The organism is Streptomyces sp. NBC_00223, from assembly GCF_036199905.1.
Taxonomy (GTDB): Bacteria; Actinomycetota; Actinomycetes; order Streptomycetales; family Streptomycetaceae; genus Actinacidiphila.
In genome coordinates this window covers 2,652,183-2,667,417 of the sequence record NZ_CP108109.1, presented here as the reverse complement: position 1 = coordinate 2,667,417, position 15,235 = coordinate 2,652,183, and the positions used below count along the sequence as shown (strand labels likewise).

Below are 15,235 nucleotides of genomic sequence, written 5' to 3'. Positions count from 1 at the left end.
ATGGAGCAACGCAGCCGGAAAGCAGCCGGCGGCCGCCGCTCCCGCGTACCGGGCCGGGACCGCCGAGCCCCCTCACCCTGGAGACACCGCATGACACACAAGACCGACGACCGCGTGCCCGTCCTGATCGTCGGCGGCTCCCTGGTGGGGCTGTCCACGTCGCTCTTCCTCGGCCGCCTGGGCGTTCCGCACCTGCTCGTGGAGCGGCACGCGCGCACCTCGCACCACCCCCGCGGGCGCGGCAACAACGTCCGCACGATGGAGCTGTTCCGGGCCGCGGGCGTGGAGCCCGCGATCCGCGAGGCGGCCTCCGTCCTGGCCGAGAACCACGGCATCCTGCAGGCCGACACGCTGACCGGCTCGGAACAGGAGTGGCTGTTCCGGCAGATCGACCCGGGCGGGGCCCTGTCCCGGCTCAGCCCCTCCGGCTGGTGCCTGTGCAGCCAGAACGACCTGGAGCCGGTGCTGCTGGACGCCGCCCGTGATCTCGGCGGCGACATGCGCTTCGGCACCGAACTGGTCTCCTGCGCCCAGGACGCCGACGGGGTCACGGCCGAGATCAGGTCACGGGACACCGGCGAGACCCGTACGGTCCGGGCGGACTACCTGGTCGCCGCCGACGGTCCGCGCAGCCCGGTGCGCGAAGGGCTCGGCATCGCCATGACCGGGCCCGGCGACCTCTTCCACAACGTGAGCGTCACCTTCACCGCCAAGCGGCTGGCCGACGCGGTCGGCGACCGGCGCTTCATCGTCTGCTACCTGACCAACCCCGAGAGCCCGGGCGCGCTGCTGCCGGTGGACAACGCGCAGCACTGGGTCTTCCACGCGCCCTGGTGCCCCGACGACGGCGAGACGCTGGAGGACTTCACCGACGAGCGCTGCGTACGGCTCATCCGGACCGCGACCGGCGTCCCCGACCTGGAGGTCGAGATCACCGGAAAGGCCCCCTGGCACGCGGCCGAACGGGTGGCCGAGCGTTACTCCGACGGCCGGATCTTCCTGGCCGGCGACTCCGCCCACGAGATGTCGCCCACGGGCGCCTTCGGCTCGAACACCGGCATCCAGGACGCCCACAACCTCGCCTGGAAGCTGGCCGCCGTGCTGCACGGCTGGGCCGGCCCCGGACTGCTGGAGACCTACGACGCCGAGCGCCGCGCGGTCGCGCTGGCCACCGGCGCCCGCGCCTCCTCCCGCTCGGCCGAGCACCGCCACCCCGGGTACGACGTCAGCCCCGGCACCGGGCGGCAGGCCGGAATGCTCGCGGTGGTGCTGGGCTACCGCTATCTGACCGGCGCGGTCGAGGGCGCCCCCGCCGACGGCCGGCCGGTCCCCGAGGACTTCCGGCCCGTCGCCGAACCGGGCGGCCGTGCCCCGCACCTGTGGCTGCGCCGCGGCGACGAACGGCTCTCCGCGCTGGATCTGTACGAGCGCACACCGGTGCTCGTCAGCGGCCCGGCGGGCGGCGCCTGGCACGAGGCCGGCCGGCGGGCCGCCGAGCGGACCTGCGTCCCGCTGGACCGCTACCGCGTCGGGCCGGGCCCCGACCACGACCTGGTCCCGCAGGACGGCGCCGACTGGGCGCGGCTGCACGGGACCGGACAGGACGGCGCCGTGCTGGTGCGCCCCGACGGATTCGTGGCCTGGCGGGCCGAGGGCGCCTGCCCCGACCCGGAGGGGACCTTGGAGCGGGTGCTGCGCGAGGTGTTCCGCCAGGACTGAACGGGCCGGAGGGCCGGAGGGCCGGCGGGCTGTCGGGCCCGCGGGCCCGACAGGCGGCCGGGGGGCCGTATCCGGGGATCGGGTACGGCCCCCCGGCTACGGCCCCCGGGGTACGGCCCCTCGGCGGCGGGACGGTCAGCCGCCGACCCGGTAGCGGCCCGCCATGCCGCGCATCATGTGGCCGGGCACATGGCAGTGGTAGATCCAGTCGCCCGGGTTGTCCTCGCGGTACTCGACGGTCAGCGTCGTGGCGGGCCCGAGCACCTGCGAGTCCACCCAGCCCTCGTGGCTGAGCCAGCGGTGGCCGTGGATGTGGAAGACATGGAAGGAGTTGCCCAGGGTGCCCACCCGCCAGCGCACCCGGTCACCCGGGCGGGCGGTGAAGGTGGGCGCGTTGTCGACGAAGGCGCCGCCGTTGCACAGCGACACGTCCTGTGCGAGTGAGGGCGCGTCCGCGGCCGACACGTCGTGGAAGAACAGCACGAACTCCCGGTCCACCTTCGGCGTCGACCCGTCGGTTACGGCGATCATCCCGAACAGACCCAGCTCGGCCCCGATCTCCATCACCAGACCACCGCCCGGCGCCGGGTGCGCCCGGTCCGCCGTGCCGTCCGCCGACCCCATGGCGGCGGCCGTCCCGGTGGCCGGGTCGTGCCCGACGCTCTGCGGCGCCGCGTGGTCGTGATAGGGCCAACTCCCCACGGAACCGGGCACACACGTCCAGGTGTAGGTGTAAGTCCCCTGGTACGGCACGGCGGTTCCGGGCCGGTCCGGGTCGTCGGCGAGCCAACCGCCGTCGCTGTCCGGGTCGTAGCGCACCCCGTGCGGGTGCATGCTGTGCGGCCACTTGTAGTGGGAGTCGTTGTTGCGGAAGTGCACCCGCAGGGTGTCGCCGACCTCGCCGCGCAGCACGGGACCCGGGATGCCGCTGTTGGCCCCGACACCGCCCGGCCCGAAGTCGGCTTCGAGCGGCCGGCCCCAGTCGGGGGTGTAGGCGCGGAAGCCCACCGCCTGGAAGGTGGTCTGGTCGGCGGTGAAGCGCATGCCCGTCATGCCGTCGTAGCCGTTGGGCGCCACGTTGTGCGCGAAGGAGTCGGCCTGCACCCAGTACTCGCGCACCCGGCCGCCGGGCCGGAAGAGTTCGAGGGCGAAGGGGTCGCCCGCCGGGGCGGCGGCGGGCGCCGCGGCCGTGGCGCCGGGCGCGGCCGACAGACTCAGGGCCGTCAGGGCGCCGCCGCCCGTCAGCGCCCGCAGCAGCGCCCGGCGGCCGTTGCCGGGCTGCGATTCACGTGCCTGGTCCGATGGCATGACGTCCTTTCAGAGGGGGTCGCGCGCCCGGGGTGCTGCTGCCGTGCGCGGCTGCTGCTCGTGCCTCACCAGTCGTTCCCCACTGTGCGGCGACCCCGGCACGCCGCGCCGTCCGGCCCGTCCGAGCGGGTGACCGAGGGGCCGTCCGTGCGTATCCGCCACCCGAAGGGCGCAGCCGCCGCCCTCATGTGGCCCTCTCCGGTGGCACGGACCGCGGGCCTGACTGACGTTGATCATGTCGTCACTGCGCTCCCCTTGGCCGACTCCATGTCAGCCGGCGCACGTCTCGGCGGAAGGAATGTCACATGCGTACTGCTCGTACCCTGCTGGCCGGAGCCGCGCTCACTGCTTGTCTCGCCTTCGCAGCCCCCGCAGCCCATGCCACGGGGGCCGTCAACGCCTACGACCCGGGCGCGTCGAGTTCGTCCGCATCCGCCGATTCCCACGGCGCCGGCCCGGACGCCTCGTCGCCCGCCGACGGCGGCGGCAAGTACGGCGGCTCCGGCGACGGCGACTGGAGCGGCCACGACGGCCGTCCGCACGGCGGTCTGCACACCGGTGGCGGCGGCATGTCGATGGGCGGCGGCGGCAGCATGGCGGCCGGTTCGCTGCTGCTGCTCGGCGGCCTCGGCGCCGGCGCGTTCGTGCTGCGCCGCCGCCGTACCTCGGCCGGCGCGCTCGCCTGAGCGGGTCCTACCGACCGCCGCACCGCTGCACCTCTGTATCGCTGCACCGCTGAACAGCAGTACCGCTGAATCGCCGTATCGCTGACACGCCGCTGGCGTGGCCACCGTCGTCCCCGGCGGTGGCCACGCCGGTTCGGCTCTCCGGTCCCGTCCCCGTTCGGAAAGGCGTTCCGCCCCATGGCCACGCAAGTCCCGCAGCGCGATGTCCGGCAGGACGGCGAAGGAGCCGTACGGGCCCGTGACCCCCAGTCGCGCGCCCTGCGCTGGGCCGCCGCCACGGCGCTGCTCGGGGCCCTGATGGTCTACAACTCCATCGACTCCTCCGGCTCGGAGCTGCCCACCGCCCCGGTCCAGGCCGCCGCTCCCGCCGCCCCGGTCACCACGACGCCGCCGCCCACCGACGGCCCGTCGCTGCCCGCGTCCCCGCCGACCCGGCTGACCATCTCCGCCATCGGGGTGAACGCGCCCTTCACCCCGCTGTCCATGGACGCCTCGGGGGTGCTCCAGCCGCCGCCGGACGACAACAACAACCTCGCGGGCTGGTTCGAGGGCGGCCCCACGCCCGGTGAACTCGGCAACGCGATCGTGGCCGGCCATGTCGACACCAAGACCGGGCCCGCGGTGTTCTTCCTGCTGCCGCTGCTCAAGCCGGGCAGCACCGCCGAGATCACCCGCGCCGACGGCACCACCGCGGTCTTCAAGGTCGACTCGGTCGAGACCTTCTCGAAGACGGACTTCCCGGACCAGCGGGTCTACGGGGACACCCCGGACGCCGAGCTGCGGATCATCACCTGCGGCGGCGCGTACGACCACCAGAAGAAGGACTACGAGGCCAATGTGGTGGTCTTCGCCCATCTGGACTCCACCGGGCCGAGCTGAGCCCCGGGCCGCCGGCCGGCGTTAAGCCCGGCCTTCCCTGCCCTTAAGCCCGGCATAAGAAGCCGTCCGGACGCTCCGCACCGGGCTCTGCGGCCGCTAGCGTGCTGCCCGCGTCGCCGTCGATCCGTACGCCGTTCGCGTCGGCCGTCCCACAGCTCCGGCAACCCCACCTGCCGGAACCCGTGCTCCTGTCCCACCCCCACGGGACAGGAGCATCGGTGCGTGTGCGGCGGCACCCTCGAACCGCCGCACACGCACCCGTCCCCTCAGGACTTCCCGTCCTCCTCCGGGAGGTCCGGAAGGACGTTGTCGCGCGCCACCGACGCGTACCAGTGCGCGCTCTGCTTCGGGATACGGCGCTGCGTGCCGAAGTCCACGTACACCGCGCCGAAGCGCTTGCTGTAGCCGTACGCCCACTCGAAGTTGTCCATCAGCGACCACAGGAAGTAGCCGCGGACATCGGCGCCCGCGCCCTGCGCGCGGTGCACGGCCGCCAGGTGGCCGCGCAGGTACTCGATGCGCTGCGGGTCGTTGATCGCGCCCTCGGGCGAGATGTAGTCGTCGTAGGCGGCACCGTTCTCGGTGACCATCATCGGCAGCCCGGGGTGCTCCCGGTGCACGCGCATCAGCAGGTCGTACAGACCGGTCGCGTCGACCGCCCAGCGCATCGCCGTGGTCTCGCCGGGGGCGAGGTGGAAGGCGACGTGCTCCGAGCCGGGCCAGGGCGAGAAGTCGCTGGCGCCGTGGCCGTCGTTGCGGGTCCGCTCGGACTCGGCGCTCTGGTCGCTGCCGTCGGACACCAGGGTGGGCGTGTAGTAGTTGATGCCCAGCAGGTCGATCGGGCGGGAGATCTCGGCGAGGTCGCCGTCCTTGACCAGCGCGTTCCAGTCGACCAGGTGCGCGGTGTCGGCCAGCAGGTCGGCGGGGTAGCCGTCGCCGAGGATCGGACCGAGGAAGACCCGGTTGCCGACCGCGTCGATCCGGCGGGCGGCGTCCTGGTCGGCCGCGGACTCCGTCAGCGGGCGGATCTGGTGGAGATTGAGGGTGATCGAGGTCTGCGCTGTAGCGGGGAGAACGGAACGCAGAACCCCGATCGCCCGGCCATGGGCGAGATTGAGGTGGTGGACGGCCTTGAGCGCCGCCTCGGGCTCGGTACGGCCGGGGGCGTGCACCCCGGAGCCGTAACCGAGGAAGGCCGAGCACCACGGCTCGTTGAGGGTCGTCCAGTACGGCACCCGGTCGCCGAGGGCACCGGCGACGATGCCGGCGTACTCGGCGAACCGCTCGGTGGTGTCGCGTACGGTCCAGCCGCCGACGTCCTCCAGGTCCTGCGGGAGGTCCCAGTGGTAGAGGGTGGCGACCGGGGTGATGCCCTTCTCCAGCAGTTCGTCGACGAGCTGCCGGTAGAAGTCCAGGCCGCGCTGGATCGCCGGGCCGCGACCGGTGGGCTGCACCCGCGACCAGGAGACCGAGAAGCGGTACGCGCCCAGGTTGAGGTCCGACATCAGTGCGACGTCGTCACGGAAGCGGTGGTAGTGGTCGGCCGCGATGTCCCCCGTGTCCCCGTTGAGGACGCGGCCGGGCGTGTGGCTGAAGGTGTCCCAGATCGAAGGGGTGCGGCCGTCCTCGGCCGCAGCGCCCTCGATCTGGTAGGCGGCGGTGGCCGCCCCCCAGACGAAGCCGGGGGGGAATCGGAGCGCGGCCGAGCTCGTCGAGAGCTCGGCACTCTCTGAACGGACAGCTGTCATGCGGGGACTCCAGGGGAATCAGGGGGTAGTCGGGGGAGGGGGATGAGGGTGGGGTCAGTTCTTGACCGCGCCGGCCGTGATGCCGCCGACAATCTGCTTGCCGAGCACCATGAAGACCAGCAGCAGCGGAAGGGTGGCGACGAGCGCGCCGCACACCACCACGGCGTGGTCGATCGTGTGGTCGCCCGAGCCCAGGCCCGCCAGCGCCACCTGCACGGTCGGGTTCTGCTGGTTGAGCGCGATGAACGGCCAGAAGAAGTCGTTCCAGGACTGGACGAAGATCAGCATCCCGAGCACCGCCATCGCGGGCCGCGCGATCGGGAACACCACGTGCCAGATGATCCGCAGCGAGTGGGCGCCGTCCACCCGGGCCGCCTCGATCAGCTCGATGGGCAGCGCCTCGCTGAGGTACTGCCGCATGAAGAACACACCGAAGGCGGCGACCAGCGACGGCAGGATCACCGACTGGATGTGGCCGACCCAGCCCACGTCGGTGATGATCTGGTAGAGCGGGATCACCGTGAGCTGCGGCGGGATGGTCATGGTGGCCACCACGACGGTCAGCAGCGCGTTACGGCCGCGGAACTCGAGCTTGGCGAAGGCGAACCCGGCCAGGGTCGCGAACATCACCGTGCTCAGGGCCACGAAGCCGGCCACGATCGTGGAGTTGATCAGGGCCTTGGTCATATCGACCTGGTCCCATACGATCTTCAGGTTTTCGATCAGATGACTGCCGGGCAGCAGCGGTGTCGGCGGCGTGTCCAGCTCGGGGCCCGTGCGCGAGGCCGCGACCACCGTCCAGTACAGCGGGAACAGCGAGATCAGCGTGGCGATGACCAGAAAGGCGTACGCGATCGGTCCGCCGCTCTGCTGCTTGCCCGCGCCGCCCGAGCGCAGCCGGCGGCGGCCGGGCTTCTGCGTGGGCGTCGAGTGCCGAGGGCCCGCCGGAGTGATCGGCTGGGTGATTTGTGCCATGGGTCAGCCCCCAAGCTTTCGGCGGTTGCTCCGCACGACGAGCATCTGGACCGCGCCGATCAGCAGAAGGATCAGCAGCATGACCCAGGCGACGGCGGACGCCTGGCCGAGCTCGCCGATCTGCCAGCCCTTGTCGTACATGTACAGGCTCAGCGTCTGGTACTGGTGATCGGTGCCGCCGGAGACGCCGAGGTTGCCGCCGAACATCAGCGGCTCACCGAAGAGCTGGGTGGCGCCGATGGTCGAGACGATGATGGTGAAGAAGATCGTCGGACGGATCGAGGGGATCGTCACGCTGATGAACTGCCGGAAGCGCGACGCGCCGTCCAGCGCGGCCGCCTCGTACAGGTCCATCGGCACCGCCTGCATGGCGGCCAGGTAGATCAGCGCGTTGTAGCCGGTCCAGCGCCAGGTCACGATCGCCGAGATGGCGATCTGGGCCGGCCACTTGGACGAGTCCCACGACACGTTGCCGATGCCGACGTGCCCGAGGAGCTGGTTGATCATCCCGTAGTCGGGGTTGAACAGCTGGACGAAGACCAGCGTCGCGGCGGCGATCGAGGTGGCGTACGGCGCCAGGATGGCGACCCGGAAGAAGCCCCGGCCGCGCAGCTTGTAGTTGAGCAGGTGGGCCAGGCCGAGCGCCATCATCAGCTGCGGGACGGTGGAGATCAGACCCAGCGTGAAGGTGTTGCGCAGCGCGGTCCAGAAGAACGTGTTGTCCCACAACTGGGTGTAGTTGTGGAAACCCACCCACTTCGCGTCCGTACCGAGCTCCACCCGGTTCAGGGAGAGCCAGCCCGTGTAGATCAGCGGGAAGAGACCGAAGGCGGCGAAGCAGAGGAAGAAGGGAGCGACGTACGCATACGGCGACGCTTTGGTGTCCAGCCGGTACAGCTTGGCACGCCAGCCGCCGGGCGGGCCGGTGCCGCCGCTCTTGCGGGGCGAGCTGCGGGCGGTCCGGGACGACGGCGGGCTGCCGTCGGACGTCGCCCTGACGGAGGTGGCCACGAGTGGCGTCCTTCCCGTAGGGGTGTTCAGCAAGGGGGTGCTGGGTTCACAGCGGAATACGGGCCGCCCGGCAGGTGGGAGTCACTGCCGGGCGGCCCCGAACCGGGGGTCAGCCCTGGTCGCCGACCTTGTCCTTGATCTGCGCCTGGACGTTCGACCAGGCCTTGTCCTTCGAGGTGCCGCGCTGGTCCATGTCGAGCAGACCGTTCTTGGTGATGGTGTCCTTCACCAGACCGTCGTTCGGGCCGATCGGAGCGGGCTTGATGCTCGTCGCGGTGGCCGAGAAGATCTTGCCGATCGGGGTGTCACCGAAGTACGGGTTGGTGGTGCTCAGCACCGCCGGGTCGGACAGGCCGGCCGTGGTCGACGGGATGTTGCCGAACTTCTGGAAGACCTTGACCTGCTGCGGAGCGGCGGTCAGCCACTGGGCCAGCGCGGTGGCCTCGGCCACGTGCTTGCCGCTCTTCACCACACCCAGGAAGGAACCGCCCCAGTTACCGGCCTGAGGAGGCTGGGCGACGTCCCAGTTGCCCTGGTTGGCCGGACCGGAGTTGGTGGCGACCAGGCCGACCATCCAGCTCGGGCAGGCCACGGTGGCGAACTTGCTGTTCTTGAAGGCGGAGTTCCAGTTGTCGGTGAACTGGTCCAGCTTGCCCGTCAGACCGTTCTCGACAGCCTGGGAGGCGAGGTCCCACGCGGTCTTCACACCCGGGCTGGAGTCGTAGATCAGCTTGCCGGAGTCGTCCGTGTACTGGGTGGTCTGGCTGGACAGGACGGCGTTGAACAGGCCGCCGGCCGCGTCCGTCCAGGCGACGCCCTTGGGGCCGTTGGCCTTGAACTGCTTGCCCATGTCGATGAACTTCTGCCAGTCGCCGTTCCACTGCGCGGCCACGGTGTCGCGGTCGGTCGGCAGACCCGCCTGCTTGAACATGTCCTTGCGGTAGCAGATCGCGGTCGGGCCGATGTCGGTGCCCAGGCCGATGATCTGGCCGTCGGTGGTGGTGGCTTCCTTCTCCTTGTAGTCCACCCAGTCGCTGGCGTTGAAGCCCTTGACCTTGGAGAAGTCCACGAACTTGGAGGCGAACTGCGGCTTGGTGGCCTCGGCGACGAAGCCGATCTCGATCGCCTGGATGTCGTCCAGACCGCTGTTCTGGTTCAGGTGCAGCTTCAGGGCGTTCCAGTACACGCCACTGTCGGCGACGTTGTCTTCCTTGATCGTGATGTTGGGGTGCAGCTTGTGGTACTCCGCGAAGAGCGCCGCGCCGGTCTTGTCGTCGTAACCGAACGAGCCGAAGTCGCCGATCCGCAGGGTGATCTGCTCGTTGGAGGGAGACTTCGTGCTGCCGTCGCTCTTGTTGTCACTCTTGCTGCTGCAGCCGGTGATCAGAGTCGCGCAGGTTGCGAGACCCGCGACCGCGATGACGGCGGCCTTGCGGGTTCTGCCTGAAGTGCGCATTCCACTCTCCTTGTCAGGGTGGGGCTAGCGTGCGGGTGGTGCGGTCCCCGGGATGTTGCTCAGAATAGGGGGCGCCGTGGGAGCGCTCCCACGTAGGCTTTCCGGAACATTCACGCCTCGGAGGGGTCAGTGTCAAGATGTGAAGTCGATTTCGTTGCCGGAACGTGTCCGGAGCGGAGTGGCAGTCACTTCTTGAACGGAACGCCTTGCCCGGGGCTTGTACTGTGGGAGCGCTCTCAAGCGCCCCTCAGGGATGAACGGGCCGAGCGCTAAGGTGGCGCGACGAAGCAGCGGGAGGCGGAAGTGGCCATGAACGGGCGGCACAGCGGACGGCCCACCCTGGAAGAGGTGGCGCTGCGTGCCGGAGTGGGACGCGGTACGGTCTCGCGCGTGATCAATGGGTCGCCGCGCGTCAGCGACCGCGCGAAGGCCGCTGTCGAAGCCGCGATCGCGGAGCTGGGGTATGTGCCGAACCGGGCTGCCAGAGCACTGGCGGGCAACCGTACGGACGCGATCGCGCTCGTCATTCCCGAACCGGAGACACGGCTGTTCGCCGAACCGTACTTCTCCGACATCATCCGGGGGATCGGGGCCGAACTGGCCGACACGGAAATGCAGTTGCTGCTCACCCTGATCCGCACGCCCAAGGAGCGGACACGGTTCGCCCAGTACCTGGCCGCACACCGGGTGGACGGCGTGCTGCTGGTCTCCGTGCACGAGGACGACCCGCTGCCTGACCTGCTGGAACAGCTCGACATGCCGGCCGTGCTGAACGGCCGGCGCAGCGATCTGGAGTCCGTCAGTTACGTCGACGCGGACAATGTGGGCGGCGCGCGGGCCGCTGTCGCGCACCTCATCGCGCGGGGGCGGCGGCGGGTCGCCACGATCACCGGGCCGCCGGACATGTACGTGGCGCGGTGCCGCCTCGACGGTTACCGGCAGGCGGTGGACGAGGCGGATCTGGTCCGCTCCGAGGGACTGGTCGCCCGCGGTGACTTCACGGAGGAGGGCGGCCGCCGGGCCATGCGGGAACTGCTCGCGCGGCAGCCCGACATCGACGGTGTCTTCGCCGCGTCCGATGTCATGGCGGCGGGCGCGCGGGCGGTGCTGCGCGAGTCCGGACGGCGGGTGCCGGACGATGTGGCGCTGGTCGGCTTCGAGGACTCGGCGATCGCCCGGCACATGGACCCGGCGCTGACGAGTGTGCGGCAGCCTACAGAAGAGATGGGCAGGACGATGGCGCGGGTGCTGCTGGAGGAGATCTCCGAGCGGGAGTCCGTGCGCAGGCATGTCGTGCTGGCGACGGAGCTGGTGCAGCGGGACTCCGTCTGAGCGGCCGGCCGCGTCCCGGCCGGTAGGCAGCTCCCAGGAGGCGTCCCCCGGCCCGGGGGACGCCTCCCGCCCGTCCTGCGGCCCCTGGTCGTGGGAAAGGGCTGAGGGGGGTCAGGGCGGCGCTCAGGCGCCCCTGACCCCCCTTGACGTCCCTGCGTGCCCCGCGGCCGGCCGCCGGTCGTACCCGCGGACGGGACGACGCGCCCCGCGCGGGAAAAGAACCGCCGGGGGCGTCCGATCGCTCGGAACGCCCCCGGCGGCTGGGGGGATCAAGGGGCCGCGAGGAGGCGCGGCCCCCGGGAGACGGGGCTACAGCGGGATCGGACGGGCCGGGCCCGTCCCACCCTCACCAGCCGACCGCGACCTCCATCCACTGCGGGTTCTGCTGCGACGCGTACGCCGCCTGACCGGCCACGTCGTCGTACGGGAACCCGTACGCGAGGTGGTTGATCGCGTGGTCGTGCCAGAACTTGGCGTACCAGTTGGCCGGGTCGCCCGAGTAGAACTTGGTCGGGTCCTGCTGCTGCGCGGTCGGCAGGGTCGCCGTGTGACGGTTGAGCGCCGCGCACATGTCCGGGTTGCCGCCGAGCGAGCCGGCGCAGCCGAAGATGTTCGAGGTGGGCTCGTTGACCCCGACCGAATTGGCGTACGCCGTGAAGTAGTTGGCGTTCACGCCGCCCGCGCGGAAGCTCGGGTCGCTGCCCGGGGCGATGATCCGGTAGGGCGCCTGGGTCTGGGCCAGCACCTTGAACTGCTGCGGCACCGCGTTCTGGAACTGCTGGAACGTCGCGTCACGGCTCTGGCTGAACAGGTCCTGGCTGTCACCGAGCTGGATTTCCGAGCCGTCGTGCGAGTGCAGCCGGATCGCCAGCGGCAGACCCCAGGCGTCGACGCGGGTGGTGTTCCCGTTGAAGACGTTGGCGCCGATGGTGAACTCGATGAAGTCGTAGTACTGGCTGTTCGGCGAGCCGAGGTAGAAGTACATCCGGCCCGACGAGTTCGCCGGCATGTCGAAGTACGGCTGGTCGGCGATGGAGTGCACCTGACCGTTGAAGCTCCAGTACACCTGGCTGTCCGGGTACTGGCCGTTGGTCCGGTTGAGGATCTTCAGCTCCATCACGTTGTGCGCGGCCGGGATGTCGCTGGTGGTGCCCCAGAACGAGCCGTCGTCCGGCGGCGTGGTGGGCGGGGTGGTGGCCCCGGCGCCCAGGTGCACCTGGAACTCCCACAGCGAGTCGCCGTACGCCGTGGCGCGCGCGGTCGCGTAGACGCGCACGTAGCGTCCATTGCCGTTCACGTTCAGGTTCTGCACGCCACCGGTGGAGGTGGTGGTGGAGTAGATGTCGGTCCAGGCGGTCCCGTTGTCGGAGACCTGGATCTTGTAGGCGGTCGCGTACGCGGCCTCCCAGTTGAGGCCGACACCGCAGATGGGCTGGGACGCGCCCAGGTCCACCTGGAGCCACTGCGGGTCGCTGAACGCGCTCGACCAGCGGGTGCCGGTGTTGCCGTCGACCGCCGCGGACGCGGCAGTGCCCGCGTTCTCGGCGGAGGACGCGGTGGCGGGCCGGTTCAGCGCCGCGTTGTCGGTGCCGCACGTGGCCGGCTGGGTCGGCGTGGTGCCGCCGCCGTACACCTGGAACTCCCACAGCGAGTAGCCGTACTGCGTGGCGCGCACGGTGCCGTAGACCCGGACATAGCGCCCGGAACCGTTTACGGCGAGCGTCTGCACGCCGCCGGGGCCGGTGGTGGTGGAGTAGATGTCCGTCCAGGCGGTGCCGTTGGCCGACGTCTGGATCTTGAAGGACTTGGCGTACGCCGTCTCCCAGTTCAGGACGACCTGGCTGATGGCCTGGGTGCTGCCCAGGTCGACCTGGACCCACTGGGGGTCGGACGCGGCGCTCGACCAGCGCGTGCCGGGGTCGCCGTCGACCGCCGCGGACGCGGGAGTGCCCGCGTTCTCGGTGGAGGACGCGGTGGCGGGCTTGCCCTGTGACAGCAGCGTGCCGGCCGCGCGGGCCGGTGACTGCGTGGTGACGACGAGCGCCAGGCCCGCCAACAGGGAGACGAAGAGGGTGAGTACGAGATACGGCCGGGATCTGTCGTGCAGTCCGGGCCGTCGGCGCACCACTAGGGAAGTGCTGCCTGACATGTGTTCTCCTCAACCGGGTGGGGGTCCGTGATGGAGGCCGCCGGAGCGCCGTGAGAGCGCTCTCTGCGCGAGGAGATGTTTACAAGCCGGGCACATCGGCGTCAATAAGTTGTTCAATACTGGTCTGTTGGGCCTCGGCGCCGTTTCGGGTCCCGAACGAACAACCCCCTGCTCACACGGAACAAGGCAGAGGGGCGGGCCCGTACACGCCATCCATGTACGGGACCGCCCCAGTTCGAGGAGCGCCGGCTCAGCCGAGCGACGCCAGGTGGTTCTTCAGACCCTGCCCGTAAGCGGTCGGGGTGCCGTCGTAGGACGAGATCAGCGAGGGACCCGACGAGCAGTCCCACGTGTTCCAGGTCCAGCCGAGGTACCCGATCTTGTGCGAGTCCAGCCAGTTCATGAAGCCGTCCACGAAGGAGTGGCCGCAGGTGTTCTCGCCGATCTCACCGGCCACCAGCGGCACCTTGGCCGCGACCGGCGCCAGCTGGGAGTCCCAGCAGGACGAGGAGGAGCAGGAGTTGAAGTTGTAGACGTGGACCGAGGCCGCGAGGTTGCCGGCCGGGTCCGTGGGCTGGTGGGAGATCCAGCCGGTCAGGTCGTTGGAGTACGCGAGACCGCCCAGCATGATGACGTTCTGCGCGCCCGCGCCGCGGACCGCGTTGATCATGCTCTGCATGCCGGCGACCTGGTAGCTGATGCCCGGGCAGGTGCCGCCGTCCCGCCAGCAGGTCCACGCCTGCTCGGAGGTGGAGGTGGCGCGGTCCGGGTACGGCTCGTTGAACAGGTCGAAGACGATCGACGTGTTGGACTTGAACGTGTTGGCCACGCTGGTCCAGAACGGGATCGCGTACTGGGCGTCAGGCATCGGCTTCTGGCAGGTGGCGTTGACGTCGGAGCAGCCCGCCGAGTTGCCGGTGTAGGTGCCGTGGGTCCAGTGCAGCTCCACGATCGGCGTGATGCCGTGCGCGACGAGGCGGTTGACCCAGCCGGTGATGGCCGAGATGTAGTTCGCGCCACCGTCGGCGGCCGGCACGTACGACAGGTTCTGCCAGCAGTCCTCGTTGAGCGGGACACGGACGGCGTTGACGCCCTTCCAGCTCTTGATCGAGTTGATCGCCGCGTCGTCGACCGGGCCGTCGAAGATGCCGTTGCCCTGGGCGCAGGCGAACTCCGTGCCGGAGCGGTTCACCCCGTGCAGGACGACCTGCTTGCCCGAGGCGTCCACCAGCTGGTTGCCGGAGACATGCAGCTTGGGCGGCGTGCTGCCGTCAGTGGGCGGCGTGGTCGGCGGAGTTGTGGGCGGTGTCGTCGGCGGAGTCGTCGGCGGCTTTGTCGTGGGCGGCGGAGTCGTCGGGGGAGTGGTGGGCGGCGTCGTCGTGGGGGGCGTGGTCGGCGGCGTGGTGCCGTTGACGTTGCAGACGGTGCCGTTGAGCGTGAAGGTCGTCGGACTGGCGTTGGTGCCCGACCAGTTGGCCAGGAAGCCGGTGGCCACGTTGGCGCCGGTGGCCAGACTGCCGTTGTACGACTCGTTGTTGACGGTCACGGCCTTGCCGGACTGCGTCCACACGCCGTTCCAGCCCTGGGTGACCTGCTGGTTGCCGGCGAAGTTGAAGGTGAGCTTCCAACTGGAGACGGCTGCCGAGTTGTTGGTGATGACAACGTTGCCTTGGAAGCCTGAATCCCACTGGTTGGTGACCGAATAGGCCACCGTACAGGCGGGGGAGGCACCGGATGCGGTGGCGCCGAGGGCGGGCAACAGAGCGGCAGCGGCCGCCGCGGTGGTCACGGCGGCGATGGAGAACGCCGCGGTGCGCGTTGGTCGTCGCATGTGCGACTCCTGAGGTGTGGGGGGATCGAAGGGGTGGACGCGCTCCCACTGGTCCGCCGCAGACCATAGCGGTAAGTCGACTGACTCGGTAGAGGTGACGTAAAGACGACTGTCGCCTGGCCCGGCAACACCGTCATGAAC

Annotated in this window: 11 protein-coding genes; 4 read left to right on the top strand and 7 right to left on the bottom strand. The window is 70.3% G+C overall.

The features are described 5' to 3' along the window. Entirely contained in the window at positions 1-1,719 is a 1,719-nt protein-coding gene (locus OHA30_RS11075) for an FAD-dependent oxidoreductase (protein ID WP_405785618.1), read from the top strand. Positions 1,720-1,854: 135 nt separating this feature from the next. Here the strand turns inward: OHA30_RS11075 and OHA30_RS11070 are convergent, their stop codons facing one another. Next, the gene (locus tag OHA30_RS11070; RefSeq protein ID WP_328913650.1) at positions 1,855-3,027 is read right to left on the bottom strand and encodes a multicopper oxidase domain-containing protein; all 1,173 of its coding nucleotides are present in this window, start codon (positions 3,025-3,027) and stop codon (positions 1,855-1,857) included. Between the two features lie 305 nt (positions 3,028-3,332). On the opposite strand from OHA30_RS11070, the gene OHA30_RS11065 reads away from it, so the two are divergent. Both OHA30_RS11065 and OHA30_RS11060 read left to right on the top strand, forming a co-directional pair. After that, positions 3,333-3,713: a hypothetical protein gene (locus tag OHA30_RS11065; RefSeq protein ID WP_328913649.1), complete on the top strand. Its 381-nt coding sequence runs from the start codon at positions 3,333-3,335 to the stop codon at positions 3,711-3,713. A gap of 177 nt (positions 3,714-3,890) precedes the next feature. Beyond that, positions 3,891-4,592, top strand: coding sequence for a class F sortase (locus tag OHA30_RS11060; RefSeq protein ID WP_405785619.1), 702 nt, complete (start codon positions 3,891-3,893; stop codon positions 4,590-4,592). 266 nt (positions 4,593-4,858) lie between these two features. Here OHA30_RS11060 and OHA30_RS11055 read toward each other — a convergent pair whose 3' ends face one another. From OHA30_RS11055 to OHA30_RS11040, 4 genes are all read right to left on the bottom strand, one after another. Further along, on the bottom strand, positions 4,859-6,340 hold the full coding sequence (locus OHA30_RS11055; protein WP_328913648.1) for a glycoside hydrolase family 1 protein: 1,482 nt from the start codon (positions 6,338-6,340) through the stop codon (positions 4,859-4,861). A gap of 54 nt (positions 6,341-6,394) precedes the next feature. Continuing rightward, entirely contained in the window at positions 6,395-7,315 is a 921-nt protein-coding gene (locus OHA30_RS11050; protein ID WP_328913647.1) for a carbohydrate ABC transporter permease, read from the bottom strand. Between the two features lie 3 nt (positions 7,316-7,318). Next, a complete protein-coding gene (locus OHA30_RS11045) occupies positions 7,319-8,326 on the bottom strand; it encodes a carbohydrate ABC transporter permease (RefSeq protein WP_328913646.1) in 1,008 nt (335 codons plus the stop codon). Between the two features lie 109 nt (positions 8,327-8,435). Then, positions 8,436-9,782, bottom strand: a complete 1,347-nt coding sequence (locus OHA30_RS11040) for an ABC transporter substrate-binding protein (RefSeq protein ID WP_328913645.1) — start codon at positions 9,780-9,782, stop codon at positions 8,436-8,438. A gap of 309 nt (positions 9,783-10,091) precedes the next feature. Between OHA30_RS11040 and OHA30_RS11035 the strand changes: the two genes are divergently transcribed. Next, positions 10,092-11,114, top strand: coding sequence for a LacI family DNA-binding transcriptional regulator (locus OHA30_RS11035; RefSeq protein WP_328913644.1), 1,023 nt, complete (start codon positions 10,092-10,094; stop codon positions 11,112-11,114). Positions 11,115-11,460: 346 nt separating this feature from the next. Here OHA30_RS11035 and OHA30_RS11030 read toward each other — a convergent pair whose 3' ends face one another. Both OHA30_RS11030 and OHA30_RS11025 read right to left on the bottom strand, forming a co-directional pair. After that, entirely contained in the window at positions 11,461-13,263 is a 1,803-nt protein-coding gene (locus tag OHA30_RS11030) for a discoidin domain-containing protein (RefSeq protein ID WP_328913643.1), read from the bottom strand. A gap of 250 nt (positions 13,264-13,513) precedes the next feature. Next, positions 13,514-15,094: a cellulase family glycosylhydrolase gene (locus OHA30_RS11025; protein ID WP_328913642.1), complete on the bottom strand. Its 1,581-nt coding sequence runs from the start codon at positions 15,092-15,094 to the stop codon at positions 13,514-13,516. Between the last annotated feature and the right edge of the window lie 141 nt (positions 15,095-15,235).